Source organism: Agrobacterium genomosp. 2 str. CFBP 5494, assembly GCF_900013495.1.
In the GTDB taxonomy this organism is placed as follows: Bacteria; Pseudomonadota; Alphaproteobacteria; order Rhizobiales; family Rhizobiaceae; genus Agrobacterium; species Agrobacterium pusense.
Window position 1 is genome coordinate 1,560,936 of sequence record NZ_LT009718.1, and the last position, 19,524, is coordinate 1,580,459.

At 60.2% G+C, this 19,524-nt stretch carries 18 protein-coding genes, 1 tRNA gene and 2 pseudogenes; 20 read left to right on the forward strand and 1 reads right to left on the reverse strand.

Features of this window, described 5'->3' with window-relative positions; genetic code table 11:
* The first annotated feature begins 63 nt into the window (after nt 1-63).
* The 9 genes and pseudogenes from glyA to AGR2A_RS07705 all read left to right on the forward strand — a co-directional run bounded on the left by glyA (nt 64) and on the right by AGR2A_RS07705 (nt 9,354).
* Nucleotides 64-1,353 (forward strand): serine hydroxymethyltransferase, encoded by a 1,290-nt coding sequence (gene glyA, locus AGR2A_RS07665; protein WP_004441171.1) that lies wholly within the window; start codon nt 64-66, stop codon nt 1,351-1,353.
* A gap of 12 nt (nt 1,354-1,365) precedes the next feature.
* Nucleotides 1,366-1,845, forward strand: a complete 480-nt coding sequence (gene nrdR / locus AGR2A_RS07670) for a transcriptional regulator NrdR (RefSeq protein ID WP_003512508.1) — start codon at nt 1,366-1,368, stop codon at nt 1,843-1,845.
* A gap of 2 nt (nt 1,846-1,847) precedes the next feature.
* Nucleotides 1,848-3,090 (forward strand): annotated as a pseudogene (gene ribD, locus AGR2A_RS07675) (bifunctional diaminohydroxyphosphoribosylaminopyrimidine deaminase/5-amino-6-(5-phosphoribosylamino)uracil reductase RibD).
* Nucleotides 3,090-3,701 carry a riboflavin synthase gene (locus tag AGR2A_RS07680; protein ID WP_006697934.1) on the forward strand — a complete coding sequence of 204 codons (612 nt, stop codon included), beginning with the start codon at nt 3,090-3,092 and terminating at the stop codon, nt 3,699-3,701. The pseudogene ribD and the gene AGR2A_RS07680 overlap by 1 nt, the downstream one beginning before the upstream one ends.
* 296 nt (nt 3,702-3,997) lie before the next feature.
* The gene (locus tag AGR2A_RS07685; protein WP_072494281.1) at nt 3,998-4,630 is read left to right on the forward strand and encodes a LysE family translocator; all 633 of its coding nucleotides are present in this window, start codon (nt 3,998-4,000) and stop codon (nt 4,628-4,630) included.
* A 176-nt stretch (nt 4,631-4,806) separates the two neighbouring features.
* Complete coding sequence (gene ribH / locus AGR2A_RS07690) at nt 4,807-5,253, forward strand: 6,7-dimethyl-8-ribityllumazine synthase (protein WP_004441178.1); 447 nt, start codon at nt 4,807-4,809, stop codon at nt 5,251-5,253.
* Nucleotides 5,254-5,257: 4 nt separating this feature from the next.
* Complete coding sequence (gene nusB, locus AGR2A_RS07695) at nt 5,258-5,755, forward strand: transcription antitermination factor NusB (RefSeq protein WP_004441180.1); 498 nt, start codon at nt 5,258-5,260, stop codon at nt 5,753-5,755.
* Nucleotides 5,756-5,777: 22 nt separating this feature from the next.
* Nucleotides 5,778-7,007: an MFS transporter gene (locus tag AGR2A_RS07700; protein ID WP_072494282.1), complete on the forward strand. Its 1,230-nt coding sequence runs from the start codon at nt 5,778-5,780 to the stop codon at nt 7,005-7,007.
* A gap of 208 nt (nt 7,008-7,215) precedes the next feature.
* Entirely contained in the window at nt 7,216-9,354 is a 2,139-nt protein-coding gene (locus AGR2A_RS07705; RefSeq protein WP_037089006.1) for a sodium-translocating pyrophosphatase, read from the forward strand.
* A gap of 75 nt (nt 9,355-9,429) precedes the next feature.
* Here the strand turns inward: AGR2A_RS07705 and AGR2A_RS07710 are convergent, their stop codons facing one another.
* Nucleotides 9,430-9,960, reverse strand: a complete 531-nt coding sequence (locus tag AGR2A_RS07710) for an outer membrane protein assembly factor BamE (RefSeq protein ID WP_004441184.1) — start codon at nt 9,958-9,960, stop codon at nt 9,430-9,432.
* Between the two features lie 271 nt (nt 9,961-10,231).
* On the opposite strand from AGR2A_RS07710, the gene AGR2A_RS07715 reads away from it, so the two are divergent.
* The 11 genes and pseudogenes from AGR2A_RS07715 to cueR all read left to right on the forward strand — a co-directional run bounded on the left by AGR2A_RS07715 (nt 10,232) and on the right by cueR (nt 19,498).
* Entirely contained in the window at nt 10,232-10,771 is a 540-nt protein-coding gene (locus AGR2A_RS07715) for a ubiquinol-cytochrome C chaperone family protein (RefSeq protein ID WP_072494283.1), read from the forward strand.
* A 7-nt stretch (nt 10,772-10,778) separates the two neighbouring features.
* Complete coding sequence (locus tag AGR2A_RS07720; protein ID WP_006697939.1) at nt 10,779-11,342, forward strand: YceD family protein; 564 nt, start codon at nt 10,779-10,781, stop codon at nt 11,340-11,342.
* Between the two features lie 101 nt (nt 11,343-11,443).
* Nucleotides 11,444-12,505 carry a phosphate acyltransferase PlsX gene (gene plsX / locus AGR2A_RS07725; protein ID WP_004441191.1) on the forward strand — a complete coding sequence of 354 codons (1,062 nt, stop codon included), beginning with the start codon at nt 11,444-11,446 and terminating at the stop codon, nt 12,503-12,505.
* A 4-nt stretch (nt 12,506-12,509) separates the two neighbouring features.
* Nucleotides 12,510-13,481, forward strand: a complete 972-nt coding sequence (locus AGR2A_RS07730) for a beta-ketoacyl-ACP synthase III (RefSeq protein ID WP_059752548.1) — start codon at nt 12,510-12,512, stop codon at nt 13,479-13,481.
* Nucleotides 13,482-13,724: 243 nt separating this feature from the next.
* Complete coding sequence (locus AGR2A_RS07735) at nt 13,725-14,063, forward strand: integration host factor subunit alpha (protein ID WP_006697942.1); 339 nt, start codon at nt 13,725-13,727, stop codon at nt 14,061-14,063.
* Nucleotides 14,064-14,339: 276 nt separating this feature from the next.
* Entirely contained in the window at nt 14,340-14,873 is a 534-nt protein-coding gene (locus AGR2A_RS07740) for a MerR family transcriptional regulator (RefSeq protein ID WP_004441196.1), read from the forward strand.
* An 84-nt stretch (nt 14,874-14,957) separates the two neighbouring features.
* On the forward strand, nt 14,958-15,686 hold the full coding sequence (locus tag AGR2A_RS07745) for a thermonuclease family protein (RefSeq protein ID WP_072494284.1): 729 nt from the start codon (nt 14,958-14,960) through the stop codon (nt 15,684-15,686).
* 136 nt (nt 15,687-15,822) lie between these two features.
* Nucleotides 15,823-15,908, forward strand: a tRNA-Leu gene (locus AGR2A_RS07750).
* A gap of 238 nt (nt 15,909-16,146) precedes the next feature.
* Nucleotides 16,147-18,651 (forward strand): heavy metal translocating P-type ATPase, encoded by a 2,505-nt coding sequence (locus AGR2A_RS07755; protein WP_167378206.1) that lies wholly within the window; start codon nt 16,147-16,149, stop codon nt 18,649-18,651.
* Nucleotides 18,652-18,662: 11 nt separating this feature from the next.
* Nucleotides 18,663-18,962: pseudogene (locus AGR2A_RS07760) on the forward strand (2Fe-2S iron-sulfur cluster-binding protein); the annotation flags it as partial.
* A 47-nt stretch (nt 18,963-19,009) separates the two neighbouring features.
* A complete protein-coding gene (cueR, locus tag AGR2A_RS07765) occupies nt 19,010-19,498 on the forward strand; it encodes a Cu(I)-responsive transcriptional regulator (RefSeq protein ID WP_072494285.1) in 489 nt (162 codons plus the stop codon).
* Nucleotides 19,499-19,524: the final 26 nt, after the last annotated feature.

The following is a 19,524-nucleotide window of genomic DNA, read 5'->3' on the forward strand; positions in this document are numbered from 1 at the left end:
TATTGCTCTTGTTCGGGCAGGGCGCTAAGACGCCATCGCATTACTGTTTCAGGAGCCTTCACCATGTCGAACACAGATGCTTTCTTCTCCAGTCCGCTTGCCGATGTCGATCCGGAAATTTTCGGCGCGATCGAGAAGGAACTGGGCCGCCAGCGCCACGAGATCGAACTGATTGCCTCGGAAAACATCGTTTCCCGTGCCGTGCTCGAAGCACAGGGTTCGATCATGACGAACAAATATGCGGAAGGTTATCCGGGCAAGCGTTATTACGGCGGCTGCCAGTTCGTCGACATTGCTGAAGAACTCGCCATCGAACGCGCCAAGAAGCTGTTCGGCGTCAACTTCGCCAACGTTCAGCCGAATTCCGGCTCGCAGATGAACCAGGCCGTGTTCCTCGCGCTGCTGCAGCCGGGCGACACCTTCATGGGTCTCGATCTGAATTCGGGAGGTCACCTGACGCATGGTTCCCCGGTCAACATGTCCGGCAAGTGGTTCAACGTCGTGTCCTACGGCGTGCGCGAAGGCGATAACCTGCTGGACATGGACGAAGTGGAGCGCAAGGCCAAGGAACATAAGCCGAAGCTCATTCTCGCCGGCGGCACCGCCTATTCGCGCGTGTGGGACTGGAAGCGCTTCCGCGAAATCGCTGACGAAGTCGGCGCTTACCTCATGGTCGACATGGCCCACATCGCCGGTCTCGTGGCTGGTGACCAGCACCCGTCGCCGTTCCCGCACTGCCACGTCGCAACCACGACGACGCACAAGTCCCTGCGCGGCCCGCGTGGCGGCATGATCCTCACCAACGACGAGGATCTGGCGAAGAAGTTCAACTCCGCCGTCTTCCCCGGCCTGCAGGGCGGCCCGCTGATGCACGTCATCGCCGCCAAGGCTGTTGCCTTCGGTGAAGCGCTGAAGCCCGAGTTCAAGGATTATGCCGCACAGGTCGTGAAGAACGCCAAGGCGCTGGCCGAAACCCTGGTTGAAGGCGGTCTTGATGTCGTTTCCGGCGGTACCGACAACCACCTGATGCTGGTCGACCTTCGCAAGAAGAACGCCACCGGCAAGCGTGCGGAGGCAGCCCTTGGTCGCGCCTACATCACCTGCAACAAGAACGGCATTCCCTTCGACCCGGAAAAGCCCTTCGTTACCTCTGGTGTCCGTCTCGGCACGCCGGCCGGCACGACGCGCGGTTTCAAGGAAGCGGAATTCCGCGAAATCGGCAAGCTGATCGTTGAGGTTCTCGATGGTCTTAAGGTCGCCAATTCGGATGAAGGCAATGCCTCCGTCGAGGCTGCGGTGCGTGAAAAGGTCGTCGGCCTGACGGACCGTTTCCCAATGTATCCGTACATGTAAGGAAAGAAGACGATGCGCTGCCCATTCTGCGGTTCCGAAGACACACAGGTCAAGGACTCGCGTCCGGCGGAGGACAACACCTCCATCCGCCGGCGGCGCATCTGCCCGGATTGCGGCGGCCGCTTTACGACCTATGAGCGCGTGCAACTGCGCGAACTGATGGTCATCAAGAAAAGCGGCCGCAAGCTTCCTTTCGACCGCGAAAAGCTGGTGCGTTCCTTCGAGATCGCGCTGCGCAAGCGGCCGGTCGATCGAGACCGGATCGAACGGGCCGTATCAGGTATTGCCCGTCGTCTGGAAAGCTCCGGCGAGACGGAAATTCCCTCGGAAGAAATCGGTCTTCAGGTTTTGGAAGCGCTGAAAAGCCTCGATGACGTCGCCTTCGTTCGTTATGCTTCGGTCTATCGGGATTTCAGCCATGCCGAGGATTTCGAGAACGTGATTGCCGAAATCAACGCCAAGATCGCGCGCGATACCGACGCTGGAGCATAGACGTGATGAGCCGTGCCGATGACGAAAGGTTCATGGCGCGGGCCATCGAGGTTTCGCTTCGCCACCAGGGCCAGACGCTGACCAACCCCTCGGTCGGCTGTGTTCTCGTCAAGGACGGACAAATCATCGCCGAGGCCGTGACCGCCATCGGCGGACGCCCCCATGCCGAACGGCAGGCGCTGGAACTGGCCGGCGAGGCGGCACGTGGCGCGACCGCCTACGTGACGCTCGAACCCTGTTCACACTGGGGTAAAACCCCGCCCTGCGCCAACGCGCTGGTGGAATATGGCGTTGCCCGTGTCGTGGTCGCGGTGGACGATCCGGACGAGCGCGTCTCCGGCCGTGGTTATCAGATATTGCGCGATGCTGGTATCGTGGTGGAAACCGGTCTGCTGCGTGCCGAAGCCCAACGGGCGCTCGCCGGTTACCTCACAAGACAGGTGAAAAAACGCCCGCATGTGATTCTGAAGCTTGCGGTTTCTGCTGACGGAATGATCGGCAGGCAAGGTGAGGGGCAGATTGCCATTACCGGCCCTGAGTCACGCCATGCAGTGCACCAACTTCGGGCGCGCTGCGACTGCATTCTCGTTGGTATCAGGACCGCTATCGCGGATGATCCTGAGCTGACCGTGCGCATTGCCGGTCTGGAAAACCGCTCGCCTGTGCGGATCGTGCTGGATCGGCAATTTGAATTGCCATTGACGTCGAAACTGGTGCGGAGTGCGCGGGAAGTTCCGGTGGTGGTTGCCGCCTTACCCCCCTCTGCCCTGCCGGGCATCTCCCCCTCAAGGGGGAGATCGATGGAGCGCTGCTCCGCCCTGCATCGACGGCTGGAGGGGTGCGTCTAGGGCGCAATTTGAACGAGCGGACAGCCCCTTGCCGATCTCCCCCCTTGAGGGGGAGATGCCCGGCAGGGCAGAGGGGGGTAACCTCGACCTCCGCCGCCAACTCCTGACCAACGCCGGCGTCCAGGTCCTCGAAGCCCCCACGCTCGAAAACCTCCTCCACATCCTTGCCGAAAGCGGCATGTCGGAACTTCTAGTTGAAGGCGGCGCTTTTGCCGCAAAATCATTCCTTGAAGCTGGATTGGTGGATCGTATCATGCTGTTTGAAAGCCCCGTCGTGATCGGCAAGGGCGGCATTGAAACGCCGCTCAGCCGTGCCGACATCAAGGGCGACTATGCTCTGATCAGTGAAACCGCCTACGGGCCGGATCGCTGCTTCAATTATGAAAGGCCGATTTGATGTTTACCGGAATTGTCACCGATGTCGGAACCGTTTCCGAACTGGAGGCCTTGGCCGAGGGTGTCCGCCTGCGCGTGGCGACCAATTACGATCCCAAGACCATCGATATGGGCGCGTCCATCTCCCATGGCGGCGTCTGCCTGACGGTGACGAGACTGCCTGATGATGGCAGCAATGAGCGCTGGTACGAGGTCGAAGCATGGGAAGAGGCCTTGCGCCTGACGACGATCGCCAGCTGGCAGAAGGGCACGCACGTCAACCTGGAGCGGGCGCTCAAGATCGGCGATGAGCTTGGCGGTCATATCGTCTCCGGCCATGTGGACGGCAAGGCGGAAATCCTGTCGGTCGAGCCGGAAGGCGAGGCGGTGCGTATCCGCCTGCGCGCGCCGGAACATCTGGCGAAATTCGTGGCGCCCAAGGGTTCCGTGGCGCTCGACGGCACGTCGCTCACCGTCAACGCCGTCGAAGGCACGGATTTCGACGTTCTCCTGATCCGCCACACGCTTTCCGTCACCACCTGGGGTGAGCGCCAGCCGGGCGATTTCGTCAATTTCGAGGTCGACACCATGGCGCGTTACGCCGCGCGGCTTGCGGAATTCCCCTCTGCGTAATGTGACGATGCTTTGGAGAGGAGGACGCACCGACGCCTCCTCCGTCATTCCGGCCTCGAGCCGGAATCCAGTCAGCCCAAGTCTTTGGGTTGAAAGAACTTTTCCCGCCGCGCAGACGCGCGTCGACTGATTCCGGCTCAAGGCCGGAATGACGGAAAGGGGAGTGGCCAACACCTGAAATCGCGGCCTATAGCAGTTGTTCTCAAGCACCCGCTTCCGATGAAGCTGGAAACGCTATAGGACTTTTTGGCCGTTTGAAATCGACCGCGAGCCAAACGGGGTAGGGGAAATACATCATGCCTTCCTTCGAACTGCTGACCGCCTCTTTCATAACCACCGCACTGTTCGCCTATATCCCCGGTCCGGCCATGCTTTACGCGGCGGCGCAGACCATGGCGCGCGGCCGGTTTGCCGGATTGATGGCAGTGCTCGGCATCCATGTCGGCTGCTATGTCCACATCTTCGCCTCTGCGGCCGGTCTCTCGGTGCTGTTTCAGGCGGTTCCGTGGCTCTATCTCGCCGTGAAGCTCTGTGGCGCGCTTTATCTCGTCTGGCTCGGCTTCTCGATGTTGCGCAGCAAGATGGAAGGCGAGGCGGTCAATCTGACCATCGAGCCGAAATCGGCACGCCGCGCCTTCATCGACAGCATCATCGTTGATGTACTCAACCCGAAGACAGCGCTGTTCTTTCTGGCTTTCCTGCCGCAATTCGTCGATCCGGCCGCCGCCTTTCCCGTCTGGCTGCAGTTCCTGATCCTTGGCATCGCCGTCAATTTCATTTTCTCCTCCGCCGATCTCGTCGGCGTGCTTCTTGCGGGCGCGATGATCGGGCGCTTGAAGCGTTCCAGCGCGGTGCAGGTGTTTGCCCGCCGCGCTGCCGGAACGGTGCTGATGGGGCTCGGCGTCCATCTCGCTTTCCAGAAAACCTGATTCACGGGGAGCCGCGCCGGGAGCGCAAAACCCGGCCAAATGCCCTGCAAACGCGGCCGCTTGCGCCGCCGACACATGAAATTACTTGCCAAAAACGGCCAGCCGTGGTTTGACCGCCGCAAATGCCGGTGTGATCCGGCGTCAAGCTTTTCGGGAAAATCCCCAGGAACCCTCACATGTCCAAACCCCATCTTCTTATCGTGGAAGCACGTTTTTACGATGATATGGCCGACGCTCTTCTCGAAGGCGCGAAGTTCGCGCTTGATGAAGCCGGCGCCACCTATGACGTCATCACCGTTCCCGGCGCGCTCGAAATCCCGGCCGCCATCGCCATGGCGCTTGATGGCGCCGACAATGACGGCACCGAATATGACGGTTTTGTCGCGCTCGGCATGGTCATTCGTGGCGAGACCTATCACTTCGATATCGTCGCCAACGAATCTTCCCGCGCCCTGATGGATCTGGCCGTCAGCGAATCGCTGCCGATCGGCAACGGCATCCTCACCGTCGAGAACGACGAGCAGGCCTGGGCGCGCGTGCGCCGCTCCGACAAGGATAAGGGTGGTTTCGCTGCCCGTGCGGCGCTCACGATGATCGAGTTGAAGAAAAAACTGGGTGGCTGAACGCATGTCTAATGTGGAAAATGGCGGTGAACCGCGCCAGCCTTCGGTAAAGCCCGCCAATCAGCGCGGCGCAGCCCGCCTTGCGGCCGTGCAGGCGCTTTATCAGATGGATGTCGGCGGAACCGGCGTTATGGAAGTCGTCGCTGAATATGAAGCGCATCGTCTCGGCCAGGAAGTCGATGGCGATACCTATCTCAAGGCCGACCCGTCGTGGTTCCGTTCAATCGTCTCGGGCGTCGTGCGTGACCAGACGAAGATCGACCCGCTGGTGCGCTCCGCCCTTCTCGAAGACTGGCCGCTGTCGCGACTCGACGCCACCGTCCGCGCTATCCTGCGTGCAGGAACTTTCGAGATTCTCGAGCGCAAGGACGTGCCGGTCGCCGTCATTGTCACGGAATATGTTGAAATCGCCCGTGCTTTCTTCGAGCATGACGAGCCGAAGCTAGTGAATGCGGTTCTTGACCGCATTGCCAAGCAGGTGCGCGGCGAGGCAAAACGCTGAACTAAAAGCAGATGAGGAAGAGATGAGCGCCGTTTCCGTCCCCGGACTTGAAGGTCAACTGGACGAGGCGAAGCGCAACGTCTTCCTCCTCACCATGGCGCAGGCGATCATGGGATCGGCCGCGCCCATGAGCTTTTCCGTCGGCGCGCTCGCAGGGTACCAACTGCTTGGCGCCGACAAGTCGCTGGCGACCGCACCGCTTACCGGGTTTAATATCGGTGTGGCGCTTGGCGCGATCTGCGTGGCGGCCGCATCCCGTTTCCTCGGCCGCAAGGCTGGCTTCATGGTCGGCGCACTGATGTGCTCGATCGGCGGCGGAGTTGCTGCGGTCGCGCTCTTCCGGTCGGATTTCTGGCTTTTTGCCGTCGGCCTGCTGCTGATCGGCATTTCCGGCGGCTTTACGCAGAAGATCCGATTTGCCGCAGCCGACGCATCGCCGTCCTTCTACAAACCCAAGGCTATCTCCTGGATACTTGCGGGCGGTATCATCTCCGCCATTGTCGGACCGCAGCTCGCCATCTTCGGCAAGGACCTGCTGGCGCCGGTCACCTTTGCCGGCGCTTTCATGGCGCTCGTGCCATTGGGGCTCGTTTCGATCGCCATTCTGGCGTTTTTGAAGTTGCCCGATCCCAAGGCCGCCACCCATGTTGAATCGGCAAGGCCGCTTTCTGAAATCGTCCGCACGCAGCGTTTCGTCACCGGCATGATCTGCGGCATCGGCTCTTATGCGCTGATGACCTTCATGATGACCGGCGCACCGCTTGCCATGGTGGTCGGCTGCGGTTTCCCGACCGAACTCGCCACGCTCGGCATCCAGTGGCACGTCGTTGCCATGTTCGGCCCGAGTTTCTTCACCGGGATGCTGATTTCCCGGTTCGGCGCGGAAAAGATTGTCGCTTCCGGCCTCATCGTGCTGATGGCCTGTGCCATCGTCGCCCACATGGGCATCGAATTGTGGAATTTCTGGACGGCGCTGATTCTGCTCGGGCTTGGCTGGAATTTCGGTTTCATCGGTGCGACCGCCATCATCACGTCAAGTTACCGCCCGCATGAAGCGGACAAGGTGCAGGGATTTCACGATATCATGCTGTTCGGCACGGTTGCCCTGTCATCCTTCTCCTCCGGCAAGGTCTTTACGGCATGGGGCTGGTCGGTCATGAACCTCGTCATCTGGCCCGTTTCAGGGCTTTGCCTCCTGCTGGTGCTGTCGCTCATCTACACGGCACGCAGAAAAGCGGCCTCAGTCGCATAGCCGGCGCTACGCCTTTCAAGTTTCAGGCAAATTTGTGGGCTTGACGCGAGACGTCGCGCCAACGCAATCTCCCGTCGAGGACATTTTTCCTTGGGAGGGGAACAAATGCCCAATAGGGGACTTCGGACAGGCCGTCCGCGTCCCGCTGCACATGGTTTCGCCACGCCGGGGTGGGAGTGAGGCCCGGCCTTTTGGGAGGTAAGTGCGCATGACCGTAATACCCATAGTCATTTTATGCGGTGTCCTGTCCGTGGTTTACGCGGTATGGGCAACGAAGAGCGTCCTCGATGCCGATCAGGGCAACGAGCGCATGCGTGAAATAGCAGGTTATATCCGTGAAGGTGCGCAAGCTTATCTCACCCGCCAATATCTCACCATCGCCATCGTCGGCCTGATCGTCGCCGTTCTGGCCTGGTATCTCCTGTCATCCATGGCCGCGATCGGTTTCATCATCGGTGCCGTCCTTTCAGGTGTTGCCGGTTTCGTCGGCATGCATGTGTCCGTCAGGGCCAATCTGCGTACGGCGCAGGCCGCGTCACACAGCCTGTCCGCCGGACTCGACATCGCGTTCAAATCAGGCGCCATTACCGGCATGCTGGTGGCGGGCCTCGCGCTGCTCGGCGTATCCATCTATTATTTCATCCTCACCTCGGTGATGGGCCATGCGCCCGGCTCGCGGGAAGTGATCGATGCGCTGGTGTCGCTCGGATTCGGCGCGTCGCTGATCTCCATCTTCGCGCGTCTCGGCGGCGGCATCTTCACAAAGGGCGCCGATGTCGGCGGCGATCTCGTCGGCAAGGTCGAGGCGGGCATTCCTGAGGATGACCCGCGCAACCCCGCAACCATCGCCGACAATGTCGGCGACAACGTTGGTGACTGCGCTGGCATGGCGGCCGATCTTTTCGAGACCTATGCCGTTTCGGTGGTGGCCACCATGGTTCTCGCCGCGATCTTCTTTGCGGGAACGCCGATACTCGAAAGCGCAATGGTCTATCCGCTGGCGATCTGCGGCGCCTGCATCCTGACCTCGATTGCCGGCACCTTCTTCGTGAAGCTCGGCACCAACAATTCCATCATGGGCGCGCTCTACAAGGGCCTGATCGCCACCGGTATCTTTTCCGTCGCGGGTCTTGCCGTCGCCACTTATGCGACGATCGGCTGGGGGACGGTGGGCACGGTGGCCGGCACGGAAATCACCGGCACCAATCTCTTCCTGTGCGGCCTTGTCGGTCTCGTCGTGACGGCGCTGATCGTCGTCATTACCGAATATTATACCGGCACCAACAAGCGCCCGGTCAATTCCATCGCCCAGGCCTCGGTGACGGGCCACGGCACCAACGTCATCCAGGGGCTTGCCGTTTCGCTCGAATCGACCGCATTGCCGGCCATCGTCATCGTCGGCGGCATCATCGGCACCTACCAGCTCGGTGGCCTGTTCGGCACCGGTATTGCCGTTACCGCCATGCTTGGTCTCGCCGGTATGATCGTCGCGCTCGATGCCTTCGGGCCGGTCACGGACAATGCCGGCGGCATTGCTGAAATGGCTGGTCTTGATCCAGACGTTCGCAAGGCGACAGACGCGCTGGATGCCGTCGGTAATACCACGAAAGCCGTGACCAAGGGTTATGCCATCGGCTCAGCCGGTCTCGGCGCGCTGGTTCTGTTTGCCGCCTATGCCAACGACCTTTCCTATTTCGCAGCCAACGGCGACACCTATCCCTACTTCAAGGATATAGGCGAGATTTCCTTCAGCCTCGCCAACCCTTACGTGGTTGCCGGCCTGCTGTTCGGCGGCCTCATTCCTTATCTCTTCGGCGGCATTGCCATGACGGCGGTGGGCAAGGCGGCAGGCGCCATCGTTGAGGAAGTCCGTCGCCAGTTCCGCGAAAAACCCGGCATCATGGCCGGCACGGAAAAGCCTGACTACGGCAAGGCCGTGGACCTGCTCACCAGGGCGGCGATCAGGGAAATGGTCATCCCGTCGCTTCTGCCGGTTCTGGCGCCACTCTTGGTCTATTTCGGTGTGCTGCTGATCTCCGGTTCCAAGGCCTCGGCCTTTGCCGCACTCGGCGCATCACTGCTCGGTGTCATCATCAACGGCCTCTTCGTGGCGATTTCCATGACGTCTGGTGGTGGTGCGTGGGATAACGCCAAGAAGAGCTTCGAAGACGGTTTCGTCGACAAGGATGGCGTGCGCCACGTCAAGGGTTCGGAGGCGCACAAGGCATCGGTGACGGGTGATACCGTTGGCGATCCCTATAAGGATACCGCGGGTCCGGCGGTCAACCCGGCCATCAAGATTACCAATATCGTGGCGCTGCTGCTGCTGGCGGTTCTCGCCCACTGAAGGCTACCGTTTCGACAAATTGAAAAGGCCCGGGGAGCGATCCCCGGGCCTTTGAATTTTCCGTTCCTGCTGAGGTCAGGGCGTATTGCCGCCCTGGCCGAGAATGCTCTTGGCGATATTGGCGCCCGAGGTGCCGCCGGAAAGCAGCTGCTGCAGGAAGGTGAGGTCCTTGCCGCCTGTCGGCGTGGTGCGCGAAATCGTGTCGAAGACCTTGCCGTCCTGCAGCGTGTAGTTGGCCTTGCGCTCGATGACGCCGTCCTTGTTGAAATAAATGGCGAGAATGTTCTGTTCGACCAGCGACGGCTTCATGAAGGCCGCACGGCGCACACGCTTCTGCGAGATGTAATAGAACACTTCATTGCCGAAGGTCGCGGTCGTGGAGGGCGTGCCCATGGTCAGGAGAACCTGCTCACGGCTCGAGCCTTCCGGGATCAGCTGGAGCGACTGCTCGTCCATGACATAGCCGTTATGGAATACATCTGTCGTGCTGGTGCAGGCGGAAAGCAGGCTGGATGCGAGCACGATTGCGATGGCGGTCTTGCTCAGAATTTTGCCGTGACTTGCGGATTTCTGCTTGCTCAACTGCTTTTCCCCGACTGCGATCATGAATGGCACCTTCCGGCATTGCGTGGTGCACAGTGTCTGTGCACATGATTGTGTCAATCCGGGGACGGAAAATCCCGATCACCCCCCAAATTCAATGCTTTCCCGGCCTTTTGGAACTCCTCCGGTTCTCTTCGACTGTTTCAGCGCAAAGACGAACGTGACCGCGACAGCATTGCAATTCGTGGATGCTTCGGTAAACCAGCTTTGACGATCATGCAACAAGTGCGATGGGCGGTAAGCGCATTCACCCGTCCCGTTCGGAAAAAAAACGATGATATTCGGGCTGTTCAAGAAGAAAAACAACAATCGCGCCATAGTTGACAGGCAATATGCGACCTTGACGGCAGCAGCCCGCACACCCGAATTTTATCTCGATCTCGGGGTCCCCGACACTGTAATGGGCCGTTTCGAGATGCTGTCGGTCATGATGATTCTCTATTTCCGCCGCACCAAATCCTCCGGTGTCAGCGGGCAGGAGATTGCCCAGGAGATTGTCGACGCCTTCTTTCAGGACCTTGATCACTCCATCCGTGAGCTTGGCATTGGCGATCAGGGCGTGCCAAAACGCATGAAGAAATTCGCCGGCATGTTTTATGGCCGTCTCGAATCCTACGCGGCGGCGCTGGATACGTCCGACCTTGCGGCCCTTGTCGCGGCACTCCGGCGCAATATATATCCGCAGGCAGACGAGAACGCGCCGGCGCTGGATGGGCTGGCGGGCTGGATGATGGAGGCTTCTTCCGTCCTTGCCGCCTGTTCCGAAGAAACAATCGCAACCGGAAGCCTGACGCTGCCCTTGCCTGGACGATGAGGTTCACATGAACGCGCGACACGCCGCAAATGACGACCTGCCTTTCTCCTATCCCGTGAAGGTAGGCCATATTTCCGCCAATCCCGTCAGGATTGGTCTCGAAGCCGATGCCGAGGAACTCAAGGCGCTGGCGAAATTCTGGGACGTGGTTTCCGTCGAATATCTGAAGGCAGAGCTGCAGGTATCCCGCTGGAAGAAGGATGGCGTGAAGGTAAAAGGCGAGGTGCATGCGGCCGTGACCCAGTCCTGCGTCGTGACGCTGGAGCCGGTGTCGAGCAAGATCGATGAGACTGTCGAGCAGATTTTCGTGCCGGAAGGTTCGAAACTGGCGCGGATGGTCACGAACGAAGAAGGCGAAATCGTGCTCGATCCCGATGGTCCCGACATTCCCGATCAGTTCACCGGCGACAGCATCGATGTCGGCGCTGTCGTTGCCGAATTTGCCGCCCTTGCCATCGATCCCTATCCGCGCAAACCGGATGCGGCGTTCCCCGAAACGGCCGAAAAAGAACCTGAAGAAGAGAAGCGGCCATCGCCCTTTGCCGTGCTGAAAGATTGGAAAAAAGACTGAATGGCCCAGCCGGGCTGAAATAATTTTATTGTAACGAAGGCCGGAAAAGGTATTTTCGCGCAAAATCCGCTTGATTGGCGGCAAGTAAGGATAAGGGACGAGTGATCAGAATTGCAATTGACGTCATGGGCGGCGATTTCGGCCCAGATGTTGCCATCCCGGGTGCCGCCAAGGCGCTCGAACGGCACAACGATGTAACTTTTCTGCTCTACGGGCAGAAGAGCAAATGCGACCCCATTCTGGCACAATATCCCGCACTTCGGGAAAAGTCGGTCTTTCACGATTGTGAAGTCTCTGTCAGCATGGACGAGAAGCCCAGCCAGGCGCTGCGCCGCGGCCGCTACGTCTCCAGCATGTGGCGCGCCATCGAGGCCGTGAAACTCGGCGAGGCTGACGTCGCCGTTTCCGCCGGCAATACCGGTGCGCTGATGGCCATGGCGAAATTCTGTCTGCGCACCATGGCGCGGGTGGAGCGCCCGGCAATCGCCGGTATCTGGCCGACACTGAAGGGCGAAAGCATCGTGCTCGACATAGGCGCGACGATCGGCGCCGACTCCCAGCAGCTTCTGGATTTCGCCCTGATGGGCGGCGCCATGGCGCGCGCGCTCTTCGATATCGACCGTCCGACGGTCGGCCTGCTCAATGTCGGCGTCGAGGAGGTGAAGGGTCAGGAAGAGGTTCGCGAGGCCGGACGGCTGATCCGCGAGGCAGATCTCGGCACCATCGATTATCGCGGTTTCGTCGAAGGTGACGATATCGGCAAGGGCACGGTTGATGTCGTGGTGACCGAAGGTTTCACGGGCAATATCGCGCTGAAGGCGGCCGAAGGCACCGCCCGCCAGATCAGCACGTTGCTGCGTGAGGCGATCTCCCGCAGCTTCTTCGCCAAGATCGGTTATGTTCTCGCAAAGAGCGCCTTCGACGTGCTGCGTGAAAAGATGGATCCGCGCAAGGTCAATGGCGGCGTGTTTCTCGGCCTGAACGGCATTGTCATCAAGAGCCATGGCGGTACGGATGCCATCGGTTTTGCTTCCGCCGTCGATGTCGGCTACGACATGGTTCATAACGGCCTGACGGCCAAGATAGAAAACGATCTCAAGATTTACCACGCAAGACGGCTTCCGCCCCCGGCGCCCGAAGCACTCGTGGCTGACGAGGAATAACGGAATGATCCGCTCTATAGTTCGTGGTTTCGGGGCAGCGCTGCCGAAGCGTGTGATGACCAACAGTGAAATCGAAGGCGTCGTGGAGACGTCAGACGAATGGATCGTGCAGCGAACCGGCATCAAGCAGCGCTATATCGCCGGCGAAGGTGAAACCACCGCGTCTCTCGGCGAAGCGGCGGCGCGTGCGGCTCTCGACAATGCCGGTCTCACGCCCGACGATATCGATCTCATCATCCTCGCCACCTCGACGCCGGATAACACCTTCCCCGCGACGGCAGTGAACATCCAGAACCGCCTCGGCATGACCCACGGCTTCGCCTTCGACATGCAGGCTGTCTGCTCCGGCTTTGTCTATGCCGTCTCTACCGCCGACCTCTATATTCGCGGCGGCATGGCCAAGCGCGTTCTCGTAATCGGCTCCGAGACCTTTTCGCGCATTCTTGACTGGAAGGACCGCACCACCTGCGTTCTCTTCGGCGATGGCGCCGGCGCGCTTGTTCTGGAAGCTGGGGAAGGCGAGGGTACCTCTGCCGATCGCGGTATCCTGACGGCGCAGCTGCGTTCCGACGGTTCGCACAAGGAAAAGCTCTATGTCGATGGCGGGCCCTCAACAACGGGCACGGTCGGTCATCTGCGCATGGAAGGCCGCGAAGTGTTCAAACACGCCGTCGGCATGATCACCGACGTGATCGAGCAGGCATTCGAAGCCACGGGCACAACGTCTGACGATCTCGACTGGCTCGTTCCGCATCAGGCCAACAAGCGTATCATCGACGGATCGGCGAAAAAGCTCAACATCGACCCGGAAAAGGTCGTCATTACCGTCGATCAGCATGGCAATACCTCCGCGGCCTCCATTCCGCTGGCGCTTGCCGTTGCCGCAGGTGATGGCCGCATCAAGAAGGGCGATCTTGTCATGCTGGAGGCCATGGGCGGCGGTTTCACCTGGGGTGCGGTGTTGCTGCGCTGGTAAAGGTGCGATTTCAGCGTTTGCCGGGGCGGTGAAGCGAAATCCGCTGTGATTTTCGCGCTCACGCCCCGATAAGGCGCGTCTTGACGGCTCGGCCTGTGTCAAAACCGTATCAGTTGCTCTAAGCCCTTGCAGCGATTGCCGAAAGCCGCAAATGAATCTGGAACAGTCCCTTGACCGGCCGCCACAAGGGAAATAATCTCGGCGTCTCCTAGAGAAGAATTCAGACACGGTTTGTGGGGAAAAATGGCCGGGAAGACAGTGACACGCGCAGATCTTGCAGAATCTGTGTTTCGTAAAGTCGGGCTGTCCCGCACCGAATCCGCTGAGCTGGTCGAAACGATTATCGACGAAATATGCAACGCGATCACGCGCGGTGAAGTCGTCAAGCTCTCCTCTTTCGCGACGTTTCAGATCAGGGAAAAGAACGAGCGCATTGGCCGCAACCCGAAGACGGGGGAGGAAGTTCCGATTTCCCCACGTCGCGTCATGACCTTCAAGGCTTCGAATGTGTTGAAGCAGCGCATTCTGAAAGCGCATACCGCTCGTAAAGCCAAGCAGAAGGGCCAGAAGTCCGGTACCTAAGCCTGCGCGCGAAGCGGCGCCATGGCGCGGTTTTGCGCCTCCGTAAGCCCTTTTTCCCATTCTTCCTGTGAACATGCTTGAATTTCAACGCGCAAGCCGTTGAAATCCGGTCGACTCACATCATAATCAATTTTAGTGATTTGTATCCTGCCGCAACCGGTGTCGGCGCGAAGGTCGGACCTGACCTTGCGTGATATGCGGGCCGGCGGGTGAAAAGCGTTCTCGTTCAGTGTCCGGCCGGATGCATGGCGCTCCGGTTCGGATGGGAGTGGAAATTTGGATAAAAGCCCCGACGCGTTTCGGACGATCAGTGAAGTGGCGGATGAGCTGAACCTGCCGCAGCATGTGCTGCGTTTCTGGGAAACGCGCTTTCCGCAGATCAAGCCGATGAAACGGGGCGGGGGCCGCCGTTATTACCGCCCTGATGACATCGACCTGCTGAAAGGCATACGTCATCTTCTTTATGACCATGGCTACACTATCAAGGGCGTGCAGAAGCTGCTGAAAGCCAATGGCAACCGCTTCGTGGCTGCCATTGCCTCCGGTGATCTCGCGACCATGGAAGCCATCATGGCGGCGAGCGGCGAAAAGGAAGTCAACGAGCCGCGGGTTATCGATACCGATGGCGATGAGGTCGTCGGCCGTCCGAAGGCGAAGCCAAGCGGCCGGTTTTTCGGTTTTGGCGGTGGCGGCAGCGACGCTGAAATATCGGTGGGCAAGTCCGGCATTGGCAAGGATGACCAGGCGCTTTTGCAGGAGGCCCTGTTTGATCTGCTCGAATGCAAGCGCCTGCTGGATCAGGTTCGCTAAACCTTTTCCACAGCTGTTTCGGGACGCCAACCTTTCAGAAACCCCTTTGGCCGATAATGCGGCTCCGTAAAAAGGAGTCCGACCGTGAGCAACCGAAAATCGACAGCGCGACGCCGCACGGCGAAGAAATCGAGTGGCGGTAGCGTTTGGCCCTGGGTGCTGATGCTGGGTGTGGTTGCCGGCGGCATTCAGGCCTACGAACATCGCGATAGTCTTTTGCCGCAGCGGGCTGTTGCTAAGGCGACGTCTTCGGCAGCCAACGCTCCTAAAGTCACGACGGCGGCCAAGCGCGAGGCGGTTACCTCCGAGAAAGTCGCGGCCATGCGCCCTGCTGCCCCCGTCCTGCCCGGCAACGCACCGGTTCCGCCACGCCCCATCGCCATGCCGCCTACGGCCTCTCAGAACAAGGTCGCAGCTATCCTGCCGGAAACCCGCCCTTCAGTCGAAAAGGTCTCGCTCGGCGAAAAAAGCGGCACTTTTGCCTTTTGCGGCCGCTCCGGCCTCAACAATTGTGTGGCCGATGGCAACACCTTCTGGATGAAGGGCGTCAAAATGCAGCTCGCCGGCATCGAGGTTCCGCAGATCGACCGGGCGCGCTGCATGGAAGAACGCCAGCGCGGTTTCATTGCGAAAGTCAGGCTTCGCGAAATGCTGAACGCCGGCGCCTTCGATGTCGCATCTACCGGTGCTGCGGGCGGGCAAGCTACGGAACGGACACGCCTTTCGCGTTCAGGCATCTCCTTCGCCGATCAGCTCGTGCGCGAAGGTCTGGCCCATCCGCTCTCGGGAAAAAATCAGTCCTGGTGTGGCTGAGGCCCCGTTGACCGAAACGGCCCGGACTGTGTAGATGGGGCGCGGTCGTGTTTAAGGTCGGCCTTTGCGCCGACCACCTGAACGATGACAGCATCTTTGCAGCGACTTGACCCCAAACGGTTCATGGCGCCGCAATGCGGACGTGGCGAAATCGGTAGACGCAGCAGACTTAAAATCTGCCGACCATTGGTCTTGCGGGTTCAAGTCCCGCCGTCCGCACCATAACCCCGATTAAATTTTCTTTTTTGCTTCCCTGCGGTTTCCCGGCGTCTGGGAGGATTTTATGCCGAATTTTCCAGGTTTTCGGCATGGTTGGCGCTGAGATCCGCAGGATTGCCTTAAAAGTGTGCTTGATCACGCAGGCGGCATTTTTCCGTTGAAATCACCCGAAAGAACCTATTGACCTTGCCACGATGGGAAGCCCTATCTTTTTTTAAATGAGAAAAGAGGGGTCATGCGCATGTCACAAATGGAGATCCGGGCGAGCCATCAGATTGCGATCGATGGCATGACATGCGCCTCCTGCGTCGGCCGCGTTGAAAAGGCGATCGCCAGGGTGCCCGGGGTTCTCAAGGCTTCGGTCAATCTTGCGACGGAACGCGCTGACATCTCTTTTTCCGGATCACCTGACGTGCCGGCCGTGATCGCGGCGGTGCGGAATGCCGGCTATGGCGTCGAAGAAAGAACGATAGAGCTTGATATTGAGGGCATGACATGCGCCTCCTGTGTGGGGCGTGTTGAAAAGGCCCTGAAGGCTGTTTCCGGTGTTTCGGAAGCGAGCGTCAACCTGGCGACCGAGCGCGCCACCATCCGCGTCGCCGGCAATGCCGCTTCTACCGCCACCTTGGGGGAGGCGATCAGACGGGCGGGTTACACGGCGAAGGAAATCGTCGCCGACAGGGCCGGCGAAGTGGAACAGGACCGACGCGCCGTGGAGTTGCGCAGCCTGAAAATCAACCTGGCCGTGGCCGCTGCTTTGACCCTGCCAGTCTTCGTTCTGGAAATGGGCTCGCATCTTGTCCCCGCGATCCACGACATCGTGATGGAAACGGTCGGCATGCGGGAAAGCTGGTATCTGCAATTCGTTCTGACGACGCTGGTACTCTTTGGACCGGGTCTGCGTTTCTTCAAAAAGGGCATACCCGCACTTCTGCGGCTCGCGCCGGATATGAATTCGCTTGTCGTGTTGGGCACCGCCGCCGCCTGGGGATTTTCGGTTGTCGCAACCTTCCTGCCCGAAATATTGCCGCGCGGCACGGCGAATGTCTATTACGAGGCCGCTGCTGTCATCGTCACGCTCATCCTCCTTGGCCGGTTCCTTGAAGCGCGCGCCAAAGGCCGCACCAGCGAGGCGATAAAGCGATTGCTCGGGTTGCAGGCCAAGTCGGCGCGGGTGTTGCGCGACGGTGAAACCGTGGATGTGCCGTTGCAGGATGTGCGCGCCGGTGATGTGATCATTGTCCGTCCTGGCGAGAAAGTGCCGGTCGATGGCGTGATCCTCAGTGGCTCGTCCTATGTCGATGAATCGATGATAACCGGCGAACCCGTGCCGGTTACGAAAACGGCGGGTTCCGAGGTCGTGGGCGGTACGGTGAACCGCAACGGCTCTTTCACCTTCCGCGCCACCAAGGTGGGCGCCGATACGCTGATCGCCCAGATCATCCGCATGGTCGAGGAAGCACAGGCCGACAAGCTGCCCATTCAGGCGCTGGTCGACAAGGTCACCAACTGGTTCGTGCCGGCGGTGATGCTGGCCGCAGCCGCCACCTTCCTCGTGTGGTTCGTCTTCGGGCCGGATCCGGCTCTGACCTTCGCGCTCGTCAATGCGGTTGCGGTTCTCATCATCGCCTGTCCCTGTGCCATGGGCCTTGCCACGCCTACCTCGATCATGGTCGGCACTGGCCGCGCCGCCGAGATGGGCGTGCTGTTCCGGCGCGGCGATGCGTTGCAGACGCTCCGCGATGCCGAGGTGATCGCCGTCGACAAGACCGGCACGTTGACGCTCGGCAGGCCGAAACTGGTGCATTTTACAACGACCGAGGGCTTCGGTGCCGATGAGGTGCTGCGCCTTGTGGCATCCCTCGAAACCCGATCCGAACACCCGATTGCGGAGGCGATCGTCGAAGCCGCGAAACATGGCGGCCTGGCGCTTGCCGATGCGGAAGGTTTCGAGGTAACGCCGGGTTTTGGCGTGGCGGCGGTGGTTGAAGGGCGCAGGGTTGAAGCGGGCGCGGACCGGTTCATGGCGAAGCTCGGTTACGATACCGCGATGTTTGCGCATGAAGCAGACCGGCTGGGCAGGGAAGGGCAGTCGCCGCTTTATGCTGCAGTCGACGGCAGGCTGGCCGCGATTATCGCAGTGGCCGATCCGGTGAAGCAGACGACCCCGGAGGCGATCGCGGCGCTGCATGCGCTCGGCCTCAAGGTCACGATGATCACGGGTGACAATCGCCGCACCGCAGAGGCCATCGCCCGTCGCCTCGGCATTGACGAGGTGGTGGCGGAAGTGCTGCCGGACGGCAAGGTGGAAGCCGTCAAAAGGCTTGCCGCCGGTGGGCGCCGGGTCGCCTTCGTAGGCGATGGCATCAACGATGCACCGGCGCTTGCGGCAGCCGATGTCGGCCTCGCCATCGGAACGGGCACGGATGTCGCGATTGAGAGCGCCGATGTGGTGCTGATGTCGGGCGATCTGCGGGGTGTGGCCAATGCCATCGCCCTGTCCAAGGCCACGATCCGCAATATCGGCCAGAACCTGTTCTGGGCCTTCGCTTACAACGCCGCGCTCGTTCCCGTGGCGGCCGGAATATTGTATCCTGTCAACGGCGTGTTGCTGTCACCCGTCCTTGCTGCCGGCGCAATGGCACTTTCCAGCGTCTTTGTCCTGACGAACGCGCTGCGCCTGAAAAGTTTCCGTGCGCCGCTCACGGACAGACCCGCGGGCTTGCAGCTCGCAGCAGCGGAATAGGAGGGGACACAATGGCGCTCCCCCGGTCCATCCACTTGCCGCAGATTGATCGCAGCATCGCGGTGGCGGAGGGCGAGACTGTCCTTCAGGCCGCCCTGGCAGCGGGCATCGCTTACCCGAACGGCTGTCGCATGGGCCGCTGTGGGGCCTGCAAGTCGAGGCTGGTCTCCGGTGAGGTCGACCTTCTCAAGCACACGCCTTTTTCGCTGACTGAGGAAGAGAAAGCAGATGGCCTGACGCTTGCATGCCGAGCCATACCATTAAGCGACGTGGTGATCGGCTGGCTGAATGGCGCTGACGCGCTCTCCGACAGTAATGCAGATCTGTTGTCCACCCCGGAAAGATAGGAGCAGGATCCATGAACATCGGCACAGCCGCCACCGCATCCGGCGTTTCTGCAAAGATGATCAGACATTACGAGACGATCGGCCTGATCAAATCGGCGAGCCGCACCGATTCCGGCTACCGGGTCTATACGGCCAATGATCTGGAAACACTGCGCTTTATAAGGCGCGGCCGCGACCTCGGTTTTTCAATCGAAAAGATAAGGCAGCTCATGACCTTGTGGCGTGATCCCGGCGGCGCCTCCTGCGACGTCAAACGCATCGTCATGGAACACGTCGTCGATCTCGAAGCCAAGATGCAAACGCTTCGCGACATGGCCGATACGCTCCGCCATCTGGCGACCTATTGCCCGGATAATGGCGAGCCGGAGTGTCCGATCATTCAGGATCTGGCGCAATCGGAAGATCCCGATTTCATCCCGGCGGCGGTGGTGCCGAAACGGTCGGGCATGTTGAAGGGCACGTCTGGCCCGGTAGCGGAACTACAGCGCCTTGCGAAATGAGCGGCCGTTCCAATCGTGGACGTCGT